A 15561-nucleotide genomic window follows, 5' to 3' on the forward strand; every position below is an offset into this window, starting at 1 on the left:
ACATAATATGCATATAAAATAACATTTCTTGATTTTATCATACTTTAGATTTACTTTTAATTGTATTGAAAATAGAGGTAGAAATGGCTGAAAAAATTATAAGAGAGCCAGTAGTAGCCGGGATGTTTTACCCTGGATCAATAACAAGTCTGACCCAGCAGATAAACCAATTTCTAAATGAAGCACCCGATTTTGATATCAAACCTAAAAAGGTATATGGAATTATTTCACCACATGCAGGCTACATATATAGCGGTATTGTCGCTGCAGCAGGTTACAAATTTTTAAAAAATAATCCAGCAAAGGACATAATAATAACCGCTCCAAGCCACAAGGAATACTTTTTAGGAGCATCAATATTTCCCGGTGATTATTATCAGACACCCCTTGGGCTGGTAAAAGTCAATAAAGAAATTGGAACATTCCTGGCTGAAAATCACAAATATATTGACTTATCATATAGTGGACACAGGGAAGAACATTCTCTTGAGGTTCAATTACCATTTCTTCAGGTAATTTTTAATAATGACTTCAACATCGTACCAATTGTAATTGGAGAACATGATTTGAATGTAATAAATGAACTTTCGACAGCTCTGCAAGAGGCTTCAAAAAACCATAATTTTATAGTGATTGCAAGCTCTGACCTTTCCCATTACCATAGCTACGATATAGCTGTTAAAATCGACAGGCTACTTATAAATAAGCTCGAAAAATATAATTTGGAAGAGCTGGAAGAAGATTTTATAAGAAATAACCTTGAAGCCTGTGGAATAGCACCAATTTTAACGTTATTGAAATATGCTAAACTATCAGGCAGTCCTGTTTTCAAAACCCTTGATTATAAAAACTCTGGAGATACCTCTGGTACAAAATCACAAGTAGTTGGCTACCTTTCCGCTGTTATTTATGAACCATAATAAAAAAAATTCCTTTGCTTTACTTGGGGCAAGTAAGACAGGAATATCAATATCATACCATCTTAGTAAAAAAGGATATATCCCGGCATTCTGCTGGAATAGATCGAGTGAAAGATTAAAAAATGCTTTAAAATACATTGACTTTAAAAGATACTCCACTGATCTAAAGAATTTACCACAGAATATCGATTTTATGATAATTTCCATTAGCGATGATGCAATTGAATCCTTAGTTCAAAGATTATGCAAACTGCATTATGATCTTAATGACATTATTATCTTCCACACCTCCGGTGCTATTGGATCAAAAGCACTTTCCCCGCTTAAGAAAATAGGTGCAAAAACAGGTGCCTTTCACCCATTTATAAGTATTCCCGATATTGAAACAGGAATAAGCCTAATACCAGAAACACTTTTTACATGTGAGGGTGATATAGCAAATTGGCTAAAAAATCTTGCTGAAAAAATTGGAAAAATTGGGATAATAGTTACTGAAAAACAAAAGCTCATTTTACATACTGTTGCTGTGTTCCTGTTGAATTACACCGTTGGATTAGCAACTGAAATAAAGAAGCTCATGTCAACCAATCAATTGGAAATTGAAAATTTCAGAGAAGATTTCAATAAAATTTTTTCGAATAAATTTGACAGTTCCATTACCAATAATTTTAAAAAGGAAATTTCAGGCCCAATTTTGAGAGGTGATTATAATATAATAAAAAAGCACATTGAAATTCTGGAAGAATATCCTGAGCTCAAAAGTCTTTACTTGCTTTCTGGTAAAATAATATGTCAAAAACTAATAGAGAATAAAATGCCAATGTCTGAAAATATCAAAAAAATATTTATGTAGAACGCTAAGACACAATGAAGAAATTAATTACTTCAATATTTATACTAATACTCACCGTGAAAAATATTATTTATCCACAATTAAACCCGGATTGGATTCTAACGGAAATAGAAAATCGCAAAAAAAATTTTCAATTGCTAAAAACCACCTTAGAAACGCTCCCCAATGTAAAAAGAGACAACTACAATGTGACTTATTACAGAATAGAAATTAAAGTAGATATTGACAGTTCGATCATTTATGGAAATACACTAATAAAAGCTATATCTAATGAAAATAATCTATCTGAGATAAATCTGGACTTTTATGGTGTTGGGGAAAATATTCTAATTGACGAATTTTATGAAAATGTAAGAGATACATCCATTTCAAGAAATATCTTGAAAATAAATCTTCAAACTCCTGTAGAGTCAGGTAAAATATTTACAATAGGTATAAAGTATCACGGCCGACCTGCTATTTTTGGCAACGATGGATTTGTGTTCGATACCCATTTAGATACATCTGATAGTGTTAATTATCCAGTAATCTACACAATAAATGAACCATATTATGCAAGAAGCTGGTTCCCATGTAAGGATGTACCGAATGATAAAGCCGATTCAGTTGACATTTTTATAACAGTTCCCGATACTCTGGTAGCTGCCAGTAACGGTTGTCTTGTATCAATATATGAAGCAGAACATGGTTTTAAAAAATATCACTGGAAAGAAAATTACCCTATTTCAACTTACCTTGTTGCTATGTATATTAGTAATTACTATTCCTGGAGTCAGGAATATCCAGGTATAAAAAAAATGCCAATTTTTTACTGGGTGTTCCCCGAAGACTCGGTAAGAGCGAAAGAGAAACTACCAGTTACCCTGGAAATGATGGAGTTTTTCTCATCAATATGGGGCGAATACCCCTTCATAAATGAAAAATACGGACAGGTACAAATTACCTGGCCCGGAGGCATGGAAAACCAAACCTGCACTGGTATTGGTAGTTTCGACAGGTTGCTGATATGTCATGAACTTGCCCACCATTGGTGGGGAAACATGATCACCTGTGCAAACTGGAGAAACCTATGGCTAAACGAGGGTTTTGCAAGGTATGCCGAAGCTCTCTGGTTAGAGCATAAATATGGCAAACAGACCTTACATTCCTACATGAATCTTTTAAATAGACCTAACCTATGGAATAATTACACTCTTTACCTTCAAGACACAACCAATCCAGCTAAAATGTTTGATCTCACAGTTTACGATAAAGGAGCCTGGGTTTTACATATGCTGCGAAAAGTTGTTGGTGATACAAATTTTTTTAAAATTTTCAAAGAATACCGAAAAAGATTTGAATATCGGTCCACAACTACGGAGGACTTTCAAAGGGTGTGCGAATACATCTATGGTGACACTCTGAATTGGTTTTTCGACCAATGGGTGTACTCAGGTGGCATACCCAATTACTATATAACATATAGATTCTATTTTGGCAATGATAAAAATACTGTATACATAAAGATCAATCAAGGTCAAGCACAGAGCCCTTTCACTATGCCATTGGATATTCAAATAATTTCTAATACTAAGGACACCATTATCTCAGTATGGAATAATCAAAGAGTTCAGGAATATTATATTTACCTACCTGAAACCTTCGTACCTGAATCGGTAAAAGTGGACCCTGACGATTGGGTTTTAAAAACAATAAGTTATTCTAATATAATACCTGAATTGGGATACTACCCTGAAGGTATTCTCCTTTTGCAACCCTTCCCGAACCCATTCAATGATGTTTTAAATATTCCATTTTATATACCCGATGAGACCCCATTTAGAATTGATATCTATAACTTAATAGGTCAAGATATCGAGACACTAGTCAATAATAAATCAAAAAAGGGATACAATAAAATAATCTGGAATCCAATGAATATCCCTAGTGGAATATATTTTATAAAACTTAAACACAAAGATGGAACATTGTTTAAAAAAGTGCTTTATCTAAAATAGCAATGTTCTTTTTAACATTATGTTAAAAAAGATGTCTATTTATAATGAAAAAAATTAAATTGATCTTGCGATGAGAAGTTCTTTATTGATAATACTCATAATCATAATTTCAACATCATTAGAAGCACAATACTTCGGGAAAAATAAAGTTACATATGAACAATTTCAATGGAAAATTTTGCAAACATCCCATTTTGATATTTACTTCTATGAAGGAGGAGAAAACTTAGCACACTTCGCAGCAAAAATCGCTGAGGAAGCTTACGATGATTACTCTACTATTCTGCGTTGGAAAATAAATAAAAGGATAGTACTAATAATATACAATTCCCATAGTGATTTCCAGCAGACAAATGTTACTCTTGAAACACTGACAGAGGGTATTGCCGGTTTTACCGAATTATTCAAAAACAGAGCCGTTGTAGCTTATGACGGCTCCTATGATAACTTCAGACATGTAATAAGGCACGAACTCGTGCATGTATTCATCAATGATTTAATTTACGGTGGCAATATTTCAAGTGTCGTTTCGGGAGCTGTAACCCTAAACATACCTTTGTGGATGCATGAAGGTTTAGCTGAATTTATATCTATAGGATGGGACGATAAAGCCGATTTGATTCTAAGGGATCTTGTCATAAATAAACAGGTACCAAGATTTTCCAATCTCAATGGATATATGGCATATAAGGGGGGGCAATCTTTTTACTATTTTGTAACAGAGAGGTACGGACTTGAAAAAATAGGTGAATTATGGTCCAACATGAAAGGGAAAAAATCTGTTTCCCGAGGAATAAAAACAACCTTTGGAATCGAACCTGTAAAACTTGAGGAAAAGTGGCAGAAATGGCTAAAAAAGAAATTCTGGCCAGATTATCAGGATAGATCAGACATTGAAGATATAGCAAAAAAACTCACTGATCATGAAAAAGTAAATAGTTACTATAATGTCAGTCCTGCAATTTCCCCAAATGGAAACATGATTGCCTTTATGTCGGATAGGGATGGATACGCAGATATATTCCTGATATCAGCTCTCGATGGTAAAATGCTGAAAAAACTTGTAAAAGGGCAAAGAACTCCGGAACTCGAAGAATTAAAATGGTTAAATCCAAAACTCAGCTGGTCCCCTGACAACAAAAAAATAGTCCTTGCAGTAAAAAGCAAATTCCACGATGCTCTTCTTTTTGTCGATGTAAAAACAGGGAAACAGGAAAAAGTCACCTTCGATGAAGTTGATGAGATCTATACTGCCGATTGGTCGCCCGATGGTGAAAATATAGCTTTCATTGGTCTAAAAAATGATCGAACTGACCTTTATATCTATAGTATAAAAGATAAAAAACTCATAAGGTTAACAAATGACCAGTTCTCAGATTTTGAGCCAAGCTGGTCACCAGATGGAAAAAAAATTGCGTTTGTTTCTCAAAGAGGACTTTCTACTGATACTATAAAGTATGATAATGGCAACGTTGATTTTAACTCCTTCAATTATGCTGAAAAAGACATTTTTATATATGATCTTGTGACTAAAAAAGTAGAAAGGGTAACGGACACTCCCTGGGACGAAGAGTCCCCAATCTGGGCAAACACCAAAAATGCAATAATCTATACATCTAACTATAATGGTATATCAAACATTTTCGTCATCAATCTTGATACAAAAGAGAAAAAAGCAATTACAAATGTATCAACAGGAATATACCAAATTTCAATTTCTGATGATGATACCAAGCTATCATTTGCTGGATATTGTGATTTTGGCTGGGATATATACATTTATAGTAACCCATTAGATAAACCTGATGTAAAGGAGAAAATTAAACCAACAATATTTGCTAAAGAATTCCTCAAAGACACTGATAAAAACATAAGATATTATCCAATTTTTAAACCATCCAAAAAGAAAACGGAGTTAAGTAAAACAAAGATAATCAAACGGGGGAAGGACTTTTCCAGATATATCTTCGCACCGGGATATGAGAACTGGCAAATACCACAAAGACAGGACTCAATTTATAACAAACAAAGTGAAGGAGAAATAAGCCAGGATTCAGTAAGAATTAAAGAATACAAGACTAAATTCACTCTCGATCTTGTATACAGCTATTTCTCATATAGTTCTCTATGGGGATACAACGGCATAGCTGTTTTTGTAATAAGCGATATCCTCGGGAATAATAGGATAACTATAGCTACAGAGAACAATATTAATCTTAAAAACAGTGATTATTATATCGCTTATGATTATTTAGCTAAAAGAACAGACTATTCATTCTTGATCTTTAACAATGCCGACTTTATATCAGTATCGTCCTATAGCTTGCCAGAACCACTACTCTACAGATTCAGAAACTACGGTGGCTACATAGCTGCTATATACCCAAAGTCTATATATGAGAGGATTGAAATTTCTGTTTTATCATATAATGTAAAAGCTGAGGGTTTTGGATATTTTACAGGACAAAAATACTATGAGTATAATATTAATACAATATTGCCAGGGATAAACTGGGTATATGATAATTCCCTCTGGAGTTACTTTTATCCTATCGATGGTTGGAGGATATGGGTAGGATTAATTACAAGTCCAAAATATAAAAATACAAGTCTTTCCTTTACCACTGTAAAAGCTGATATTAGAAAGTATTTTAAGACAAGTTTTGAGTACTCTTTTGGCATAAGATTATCTATGGGAATGAGCAATGGAGAAAATCCTCAGAGGTTCTTTGTCGGTGGAGAAGAAAATTGGATGAATTACAGATTGAGCAGAAGACATAATTATGGTAACCTGAGCGATTTATATTTTTCTGAGTTTATCACTCCATTAAGAGGGGCAAGGTATTACGAAAGAGAAGGTACGCGATTCTTTCTTATCAATGCTGAATTTCGATATCCCTTTATAAAATACCTGTCACTTGGCTGGCCACTCCCAATGACAATGGGTGGAATTCATGGAGTAACATTCCTCGACATTGGTTCTGCCTGGTATGGAAACGATTTTCATCCCTTTGGTAAAGACACTTATCGCGGATATTATATGGATGATCTTGTGATGGGAACAGGATTTGGAACACGTATATATGTAGGAATAGCTCTTTTGAAAATAGATGTTGCCTGGAGATATGATCTTGACAGGTGGTATAAACCGCTATGGATGTTTTCACTTGGTGTAGATTGGTAAATTTTTAATATAGAATAGATGTTGCTATTATAAAATATACCGAAGTCCCAACGATATCGCATATTGTTGTGATAAGAGGGGTGCTGGCTGTAGCTGGATCTCTTTTTAGTTTTGTGAAAATAAAGGGTAGTGACATTCCCAATAAACTCCCAACAATAACATTTACCACCATTGTCAAAAAGACAATAATGGATATTTTTATACCACCTCTTGCAATACCAATAAAAAATATCCCAACTCCTGCCGTAATACCAAGAGCTATTGAAATCAACAATTCTTTGCCAATAAGTCTTGCCCAATCATTTAATCTAACATTTCCTATTGCAAGCGCTCTCACCATTAGTGTGGAACTCTGAGACCCTGCATTCCCAGCCGTTGCAATTATAACTGGTAAAAATGTAACAAGAACCGCATATTTTGCAATTGTACCCTCAAAAAAACTAATCACTCCTCCTGAAAAAATATTCATAAATAAAAGAACAAGAAGCCATGGCATTCTACCCCTATATAAGCTCCTAAAAGACATCTCTTTAATATTCGTAACGAGGTCTTCCTCCTCTGTAAGACCAACACCACCTAACTTCCTGAAATCCTCTGTACTTTCTTCTTCCATAACATCTATAATATCATCAACGGTAACAATCCCAATTAAAACTCCATGTGAATCAGTAACAGGTAACGCAATAAGATCATATTGCTTAACTAACTGGACAGCCTTTTCCTGGTCTTCATATGCAGAAATGGATACAAAATGTCTATCCATTAACTTTTCAACTTTATCGTCAGGATTTGCTAAAATAAATCTCCTGATCGGTATATCATCTATCAATTTCCCATTATCATCTATTACATAGACCATATCAATTGTCTCTGCATCTTTACCATTTTTACGGATATAATCCATAGCCTCCTTAACTGTCCAGTAAGGCTTTACAGCTACATATTCTGGTGTTATTAATCTTCCCACAGTATTTTCGGGATATGCAAGAATTTGAAGAGTTTCTTTCCTCTCTTCTGGCGGGAGTAACTCAAGCAACATTTTAGTAATATTTCCTGGCAACTCCTCAAAAAGCTCTGTCCTTTCATCAGGCTCAAGCTCCAGTATCAGGTCCCGAATCTGCCTTTCGTTCAATTTTTTAAGAATAGCTTCCTGCTTAGAATGCTCCATTTCTGTAAATGTATCGCCAGCTTGTTCTCGTGATAATAACAAGAATAAAATGCCTGCCTCCTCGTCAGACAGCCCTTCAAGAAGATCAGCTATATCTGATGGGTGACAATCCTTCAGAAACTCCTTAAGACTTCTGAAGTCCTTATCTTTAATTAATTCTCTTATTTCCGGAATAACAAGCTCCCTAAACATTGTTCAAATAAATCTTTTAATAAAACTATGTATTATTTATCAATCATTTCATACCTCTCAAGTACATAATGAGCTCTATTTAGTAGAGATTTTGGAGATATCGAACTTCCTACTGCCTCTTTCATCCATTGATCAGGGGTTACTTCTCCAATTTTACACATTCTCAACATTTCTTCGCCAACGATTTTACCCTTCATATAATCTTCTATTTGGAACTGAATAATATGACCAATAGGATAATCCGGAAGATATAAACCTGCGTCTATCATGTGTGAATATATCGCAAGAATAGGTTCATCTTTTATTCCAAAAACAGGATAAAAATATTTATTCCATACTTCCTTAGAAATCTTTATAACGGCATTTTTTAACTCCTCCGTTGTAGCATCCGGGTTATTATACATCCATTTCCAGACACCAATATCAACAAGTGATACACCAGCAATCTCACATACGGACCATAGCTGATGTAAGATATTCAAATCCCCCTGATCAGAATCGTCTAAACCTAATAATTGTAAATCTCTTTTTTGAAATAAAAATGCAAACGCTTCTGTGAATGCAGTATTAGGAACACCATGAAGAAAATAATAGTCAATCATATTCAACGATATTACCTGCTCTGTGTTATGACCAAGTTCATGAATCGCAATGTTATATGCCTTATAATCCATACCTTCCTCAGAAAACCTTGTACGGAGATGTGCTTTATCGTCCCTTCTTTCTGCACCCATCGCATGTCCGGCTCCTCTTGCAGGATCAACTTCTATTTTACTTGCAATAAATGTTGCTATATCTTTATCAAAACCAAGCTTCATTAAAATGCTAGGAATATCTTTCTCAAATGCTTCTATATCAGGACATCTCTCTTTTACTAACCTGTCAAGTTCTTCCTGTTTGTATTTACTCTGTCCCCTTAACCCTGTATACCATATATCAAAAGGTTCCAGTTTTCTTCCCAGCTTTTTCTCAATTATCTTTGCAGTTCTTCTGAATTCATCTGACGACAATAGCTCATCTAACATTTTTACTACTGTGTCCTCAGGTATTTCTCGATCTAGATTAAATCTTCTATCAATAAAGGTAGGATAAGATGGATAATATTGATCCATCCTTTTCTCAGCATTAAAAATAGCGAGTAAATGCTTATATCGTGTATTAGGTTCTGGAGTATTATCAGCATTTTTCCCTATTACCTGGTTTGAATAAACCTTCCAATCAACATCAGGGTTATTAATTACCACTTTCGGGATCTCTTGATAAATAATCTTCTTCATTACTTCATAAATCATTTTCTGCTTTTCGAACCCATCAGGTTCTTTATAGAGTTGTTTCAACTCATCTCGTAAGCCCCAGTGGGATATTAATTTTAATCCTTTCGGAAACAATCTTTTGCCGTCCTCTGTTAGCAAATTGTGCATATAGATATTGTAGTTGCTTATGTAATTATCAGCTTTCAAAAAAGCTTCATGAACTTCCTGCTGTACTTCCGAGGGAACTCTGGATATTACAGTTTGTGCTAATCTCACCTCTGCCCACTTCTTTCTATCCCATTCTCCACCATAACGTAGACATTCCTGTAAGGTTTTCTTTTCCCAGTTCAAAAGTATGAAAAAAGCCAATTTACTCTTAAATAAATCCTCCTGGAGGTGGGATGATAGATTAAAACTCGCAATCATAAGATCAACGGGATAGATAGGACCCACATCAACATGAATATTCCACTGCAGTTCTCTTTCCATCTGTAATAGCAAACCGTTTATTGTTTCAAAAGCCGATTCTATTCGCATAAAACTGCTATCTAGCCTTTTTTTATCTGCTATAAAACTATTCATACAAAAATTTTCAAAGTCTTTCAAACTTCCATCTTCTTCAGACCAGAATTTTCTAACCTGCTCCACCCCAATTTTTATACGATCAGACGCCTGAATCCCAAACTTTTCAATCATTTTATCGACTACTTTTTTTGCCTCCTCCTGACCAATCATATATCCCTCTTCTTTTTCCATACAAGAATAACCGAAAATTATAATAGCTAAAGATAAAAATGTAAACACTCTCCTCATAAAAGCTTCCTTTTGATCTACTACATTACACTTACCTCATCAGACAATTCATTTATATCATCAGGTTTTCGTGGAAAATACCTCGAAAGTACCTTACCCATTTTTTTAACTACTTTTACAACACCTTCCATATATTTGCCTTGTTTGAAATAACTTGTTAATTCTGAGGCAATATTGTCCCAGACCTCCTGATTAACCTTTTCATTTATACCGCTATCAGCCAGTATCTGGAATTTTCTCTCATTTAATAAAATGAACAGTAAAATCCCTGTCCTATCTCTGGTCTTATCCATACCAAGCCGATAAAATTCATATAATGCAAGCTCAAAAATATTTTTCTTCCTGAGGCGCCAGGGCTTCTTATTGTAAATACTTACTCTGATCTCACCTGAAGTGTTTTTCTCAACCTCCGTACAAGTACGTGCAATTTTTTCTAAGTCTTCTTTTTTGAAATATTTATCTATTAGTGCCATATCTATCACCAGCCACCTGAGGCACCACCTCCTCCAAATCCGCCTCCACCACCAGAGAATCCACCGAAACCTCCTCCAGAACTTCCTCTAAAAAATGATCCAAGACCTACTCCTGCCCAGAACCATCCCATTCGTCTGCGTCCAGGAAGTAGGAAAAGAATCATTAAAATTATAAAAGTTATAAGTGAGCCTATTGATTTACCTACTTCTTTTTCAGAAATCTCCCTCTCAGGCTCTGCGAAAAACTCTCCTCTTATAGCACCAATTATTCCATCTATTCCAGCACTTATACCCTCATAATACAATCCTTTCTTAAAATATGGAGCAATTTGAGTTCTTATAATATTAAATGCAACTATATCAGGTAAAGAACCCTCAAGCCCATAACCAACCTCAATCCTTATTTTTCTTTCTGCTATAGATATAAGAAGTAGGACACCATTATCTCTGCCTTCCGCACCAAGCTTCCACTTTTCTGCCACTCTTATTGAAAAGTCCTCAAGTGACTCCTCTTTAAGTGATGGGATTATCAAAACTGCTATCTGATTCGTTGTTTGCTTTTCGAATAGATACAGCTTTTCCTCAAGTCTGTAAACCTGGCTTGGAGTTAGTACCCCGGCCAGATCCATAACTCTACCTTTAAGTGGTGGTATTTCAAGAGAGTATAAATTAACTGCAAGGACAAATATTACCGTCAGGAATAGTAAAAGATTTCTCATTTAAAACTGTACCTTCGGCGCTTTTTCAGCACCCTGTTCTGCTTTAAAGTATGCTTTTCTTTCAAATCCAAAAAGTCCAGCTATAATATTGGTCGGGAACCTACGGATTCTCGTATTATATCTTCTCACCACTTCATTAAATCTCCTTCTTTCAACAGCAATCCTGTTCTCAGTCCCTTCCAATTGTGCCTGCAGAGAAAGGAAATTCTCATTAGCTTTTAGCTGCGGGTAGTTCTCTGCTACTGCCAAAAGTCTCGCAAGAGCTGAACTTAGCTCCCCTTGAACTTGCTGGAACTTATTGAATGCCTCTGGATTATCCAATATTTCCGGTGATAATGTTATCTGTGTTGCTTTTGCTCGAGCCTCAGTAACCGCTTGAAATGTCTCCCTTTCATGCTTTGCATAGCCCTTTACGACCTCAACCAGATTCGGAATCAGATCTGCTCTTCTCTGGTACTGATTGCTCACCTGTGCCCATGCACTATTTACTTCCTCCTCCAGTCTTACCAGAGAATTATAACCCCCAATAAAATAAAAAATCAGAAATACTATTATTACTCCGATAATTAATAGATTTAACCTGCCTGACCTCATGTTACCTCCAATTTTAAAAATTCTTTGCAAACCTCTAAAAATTTATTTATCTCGCCAATTGTATTATAAAAATGAGGAGATACTCTTATCACACCTTCCCTCATACTAACTTCAATATTATTTTTCCTAAGGTAGCTTATCAATAATTCGGATTTTCTTTTCTCATGTGGATAAAAAGAAACTATCCCGGATCGGACGTTTCTATCCATGTTGGAATTTAATTTTAAACCTTCTCTACAGAAATTATCATAGATCAAATCAATTAGTGCCATAACATAATTATAAATATTATCAATTCCAACCTCTAATAATAGTTCCAGAGACGCAACACCACCCACAATTCCAGCACTGTTAAAACTTCCCAATTCATATCTCCTCGCACTTTCTGTCAGCTTTTGATTGTAGTTTAAAAAATCCTCAGGATCTTTGACCGATGTCCAGCCCACAAACTTCTGCTTTATAATCCCCTGTAACCTTTCACTCGCATACAAAAATCCGACACCCTGTGGACACAATAACCATTTATGACCACCACATGCCAAGGCATCTATTTTTGCCTCTTCTACATCAACAGGTATTACACCTACTCCCTGTATCCCATCAACAAAAAATATAATATCATTATTATGACATATTTCACCTATTTCTTTTAAATTAATACGGTAACCTGTTATAAAATCCACAAAACTTGCACTTAACATTTTCGTTCTTTCAGTGATATTTTTACTTAAAACTTCTTGTGTCAATCCTCCCTCAGGTTTTGGCAAAAATTTTACTTTCACACCCTTTTCTCTCAAATTTAAAAAAGGATATACATTTGCCGGAAATTCCCTCTCTGGAATAAGAATTTCATCTCCTTCATGCCAATCCAAGCCAGATGCAATTGTATTTATCCCCTGACTGGTGTTTTGTAAGATAGCGACTCTATCGGGTTGTGAGTTTATAATTTTGCCAAATAAATATCTCAGCCTGTCCTTTTTCCCTAGTATCCATTCCCAATTGTTTATCTTGCTACACTGTCTTTGCTTTAAGTATTCATTGATTGCAGATACTGTACTGTCAGGCAGAGGGCCAGTCGCTGCATTATTCAAGTATATTAACTCATCACAAAGGCTAAATTTATTCCTTATATAATTTATATCGAACATGCTAACAACTATCTGTAATTTTGCTAACTTCTTAAACCAATAACCTGCCGTCTTTCATGACCAGTTCCTCATCAAACCACACAGTTGGCTCAAGTAATATTACATCCTGATGTATACAGCTGTTGTTTTTACCACCCGGGTAACTGCTATTTGTTCCGAAAGCAATATGCACAGTCCCTAACACCTTTTCATCCTCCAGAATATTTCCAGTTATCTTTGCACTGGGATTCGTTCCCATCGCAAACTCAGCTATGAATTCAGAGTTATTATTCCCATCAATCTTTTTTGCATTCTCAATAAACTCTTTAAAGCGCTTTCCTGAATCATTTGAAGTATCAATATCAGTAATATATCCATCCTTCAATGTTATCTTCGTTGGCTCAGTTATAAGCTCTCCACTTATATTCGCTACAACTACACCGTTGGCATTCGTTGGTGCACATTCAGTTTCCCCATCAGGGAGATTAACAATCATACCGGGTTTATGACACAACCCATCAGACACTTCTGCAGGATTACCCAGTTCAACAGTAAAATCTGACCCGTAAGGTGTCGTCACCTTAGCAACTTTTGCTCTTTCAAAATATTCAAGAAGCTTATGAGATATCTTAGAAATCTCATTATAATCTGCGTTCAATCCACGTATAAAAATATCCTCGGTTATTCCAGGCATTGTTGCAACCCGAGCTTTAAAAATTTCACAAGCTCTTTTCCTTGCACGAGTGTGGGTTATGCTTGTAACTGTTATTCCAATTATTACATCTGCATCAAACATCTGTTCCGCAACCCATTGTGGAGGTTCCTCTCCATTCATCTTACCTCTGGGATATACAATCATACGAGTCTCACGAGTTAATTTATTACCAACCTCAAATAATGCCTCTGCCATGGAGAGCATTTCAGGGTTGGTCACTATTAAAAAGTGCTCACCAGACTTCAACGCCATACATTGCTGGAGAGCAATTTTAGCCGATTTTGCTAATAGCTCTTTTTTCTCCAATATAATCCTCCCGTATTTATTTTTAATCAGTAATAATATAGAGGATCAATGTTAATTCTAATATCATACCCCTTTATATTACTACTTATCAATCTTTCCAGCTTTACTGAAATCCCTTTAGGACTTTTGCCTTTATCCTTCACTGGAATTATATCAAAAATAATAACTTTATGGTCATCTTTTTCAATGACTCTCAAATCATGATATTCTTCTATATCCCCTGTACTTTTAATAAAACCGTCCAGAATTTTCTTGACCTTTCCAACCAGTGGATTATCTATGTCAATTGGATCAACATGTATAGTAATATTTGCATCAACATACTGCTGTATTTTTTCCCTCAGGTTTTCTACAATATCGTGTGCTTCATCCTGTGTCAGTTTTTTATCTACTTCTATATGAAAGCTTATGAATTTTTTTGAGCCATAGGAATGGATCATTACATCGTGAATACCATAGATTCCTTCAGATCTATTTGTAAAACCTTTTAGCCACTGGATAAAAGTCAAATCCGGTGCTACACCTATAAGCTGATTTATAGAATTTAAAATAAATCTATATCCTGAATAGGCAAGCACCAACCCAATCAATGAGGCAAATACACCATCTAAAAAATTTAACCCGAGCTTCGAGGAAAGAATTGCAACCAATACAAAAATGGAACTAATAGCATCACTATAATGATGCATCGATTCTGTCATAAGTAGGTCTGAATTTCCCTTCTTTGATAGCCTATGTGAAAAAATACCAAGCCCAAATTTTAATATTATTGTCAATAATACAAACAGAACAAGGGGAATAGAAAATTTAATAGAAATACTTCTATAGATTCTTGGGATACCCTCCCTTAAAAATTCAATACCAACCACGATTAAAATAATTGCCATAGCAAAAGTAGAAACATATTCCACCCTTTCGTGACCGAAAGGATGTTTTGGGTCCGCAGGCTTAGAAGAAACTTTTGAACTAATCAGTACCAGAACAGATGTACCAACATCAGATAATGAATGAAATGCATCAGCTATCAATGATAGAGAATTAACAATAAAACCGACTATAATTTTCGATATAAAAAGTAAAATATTTAATAGAATTGAAGACCATCCCTCAATACGCTGATAACTAAAATTCACTCTATTATTTTTACTATAATAATGCATTTTGCTAATAAAAAATTAAATCAATGTCAAAAATGTTAGATGAATTTATTCACCATAAATGTTGGTTTCAAGGTTAAAAATAAATTT

Annotated in this window: 12 protein-coding genes; 4 read left to right on the top strand and 8 right to left on the bottom strand. The window is 35.0% G+C overall.

The annotated features are described in order from the left end of the window. Nucleotides 1–83 precede the first annotated feature (83 nt). The 4 genes from amrB (at nucleotide 84) to H0Z29_02965 (ending at nucleotide 6954) form a co-directional block, all read left to right on the top strand. Entirely contained in the window at nucleotides 84–920 is an 837-nt protein-coding gene (gene amrB, locus H0Z29_02950) for an AmmeMemoRadiSam system protein B (protein MBO8130458.1), read from the top strand. Beyond that, complete coding sequence (locus H0Z29_02955; GenBank protein ID MBO8130459.1) at nucleotides 910–1773, top strand: DUF2520 domain-containing protein; 864 nt, start codon at nucleotides 910–912, stop codon at nucleotides 1771–1773. The genes amrB and H0Z29_02955 overlap by 11 nt, the downstream gene beginning before the upstream one ends. Nucleotides 1774–1787: 14 nt before the next feature. Beyond that, a complete protein-coding gene (locus H0Z29_02960) occupies nucleotides 1788–3770 on the top strand; it encodes a T9SS type A sorting domain-containing protein (protein MBO8130460.1) in 1983 nt (660 codons plus the stop codon). Between the two features lie 70 nt (nucleotides 3771–3840). Then, on the top strand, nucleotides 3841–6954 hold the full coding sequence (locus tag H0Z29_02965; GenBank protein MBO8130461.1) for a PD40 domain-containing protein: 3114 nt from the start codon (nucleotides 3841–3843) through the stop codon (nucleotides 6952–6954). A 4-nt stretch (nucleotides 6955–6958) separates the two neighbouring features. Here H0Z29_02965 and mgtE read toward each other — a convergent pair whose 3' ends face one another. The 8 genes from mgtE to H0Z29_03005 are packed head-to-tail and all read right to left on the bottom strand — an operon-like array spanning nucleotide 6959 to nucleotide 15474. Further along, on the bottom strand, nucleotides 6959–8314 hold the full coding sequence (gene mgtE, locus H0Z29_02970) for a magnesium transporter (GenBank protein MBO8130462.1): 1356 nt from the start codon (nucleotides 8312–8314) through the stop codon (nucleotides 6959–6961). Nucleotides 8315–8346: 32 nt separating this feature from the next. Further along, nucleotides 8347–10380 (bottom strand): hypothetical protein, encoded by a 2034-nt coding sequence (locus H0Z29_02975; GenBank protein MBO8130463.1) that lies wholly within the window; start codon nucleotides 10378–10380, stop codon nucleotides 8347–8349. Between the two features lie 20 nt (nucleotides 10381–10400). Further along, the gene (locus tag H0Z29_02980) at nucleotides 10401–10853 is read right to left on the bottom strand and encodes a TPM domain-containing protein (GenBank protein ID MBO8130464.1); all 453 of its coding nucleotides are present in this window, start codon (nucleotides 10851–10853) and stop codon (nucleotides 10401–10403) included. A 5-nt stretch (nucleotides 10854–10858) separates the two neighbouring features. Beyond that, a complete protein-coding gene (locus H0Z29_02985) occupies nucleotides 10859–11572 on the bottom strand; it encodes a TPM domain-containing protein (GenBank protein MBO8130465.1) in 714 nt (237 codons plus the stop codon). Beyond that, on the bottom strand, nucleotides 11573–12166 hold the full coding sequence (locus H0Z29_02990) for a LemA family protein (protein MBO8130466.1): 594 nt from the start codon (nucleotides 12164–12166) through the stop codon (nucleotides 11573–11575). Then, a complete protein-coding gene (locus H0Z29_02995; GenBank protein ID MBO8130467.1) occupies nucleotides 12163–13314 on the bottom strand; it encodes an aminotransferase class V-fold PLP-dependent enzyme in 1152 nt (383 codons plus the stop codon). The genes H0Z29_02990 and H0Z29_02995 overlap by 4 nt, the downstream gene beginning before the upstream one ends. A 31-nt stretch (nucleotides 13315–13345) precedes the next feature. Next, nucleotides 13346–14314 (bottom strand): aminopeptidase, encoded by a 969-nt coding sequence (locus tag H0Z29_03000; protein MBO8130468.1) that lies wholly within the window; start codon nucleotides 14312–14314, stop codon nucleotides 13346–13348. A gap of 26 nt (nucleotides 14315–14340) precedes the next feature. Beyond that, on the bottom strand, nucleotides 14341–15474 hold the full coding sequence (locus tag H0Z29_03005) for a cation transporter (protein ID MBO8130469.1): 1134 nt from the start codon (nucleotides 15472–15474) through the stop codon (nucleotides 14341–14343). Between the last annotated feature and the right edge of the window lie 87 nt (nucleotides 15475–15561).

The organism is Candidatus Neomarinimicrobiota bacterium (assembly GCA_017656425.1).
Classification (GTDB): Bacteria; Fidelibacterota; UBA2242; order UBA2242; family B5-G15; genus JACDNV01.

What these genes read in the sequence shown, in the direction of transcription:
- amrB (MBO8130458.1), top strand. Translation starts at nt 84, where the DNA reads ATGGCTGAAAAAATTATAAGAGAGCCAGTAGTAGCCGGGATGTTTTAC.
- H0Z29_02955 (MBO8130459.1), top strand. Translation starts at nt 910, where the DNA reads ATGAACCATAATAAAAAAAATTCCTTTGCTTTACTTGGGGCAAGTAAG.
- H0Z29_02960 (MBO8130460.1), top strand. Translation starts at nt 1,788, where the DNA reads ATGAAGAAATTAATTACTTCAATATTTATACTAATACTCACCGTGAAA.
- H0Z29_02965 (MBO8130461.1), top strand. Translation starts at nt 3,841, where the DNA reads ATGAGAAGTTCTTTATTGATAATACTCATAATCATAATTTCAACATCA.
- mgtE (MBO8130462.1), bottom strand. Translation starts at nt 8,314, where the DNA reads ATGTTTAGGGAGCTTGTTATTCCGGAAATAAGAGAATTAATTAAAGAT.
- H0Z29_02975 (MBO8130463.1), bottom strand. Translation starts at nt 10,380, where the DNA reads ATGAGGAGAGTGTTTACATTTTTATCTTTAGCTATTATAATTTTCGGT.
- H0Z29_02980 (MBO8130464.1), bottom strand. Translation starts at nt 10,853, where the DNA reads ATGGCACTAATAGATAAATATTTCAAAAAAGAAGACTTAGAAAAAATT.
- H0Z29_02985 (MBO8130465.1), bottom strand. Translation starts at nt 11,572, where the DNA reads ATGAGAAATCTTTTACTATTCCTGACGGTAATATTTGTCCTTGCAGTT.
- H0Z29_02990 (MBO8130466.1), bottom strand. Translation starts at nt 12,166, where the DNA reads ATGAGGTCAGGCAGGTTAAATCTATTAATTATCGGAGTAATAATAGTA.
- H0Z29_02995 (MBO8130467.1), bottom strand. Translation starts at nt 13,314, where the DNA reads ATGTTCGATATAAATTATATAAGGAATAAATTTAGCCTTTGTGATGAG.
- H0Z29_03005 (MBO8130469.1), bottom strand. Translation starts at nt 15,474, where the DNA reads ATGCATTATTATAGTAAAAATAATAGAGTGAATTTTAGTTATCAGCGT.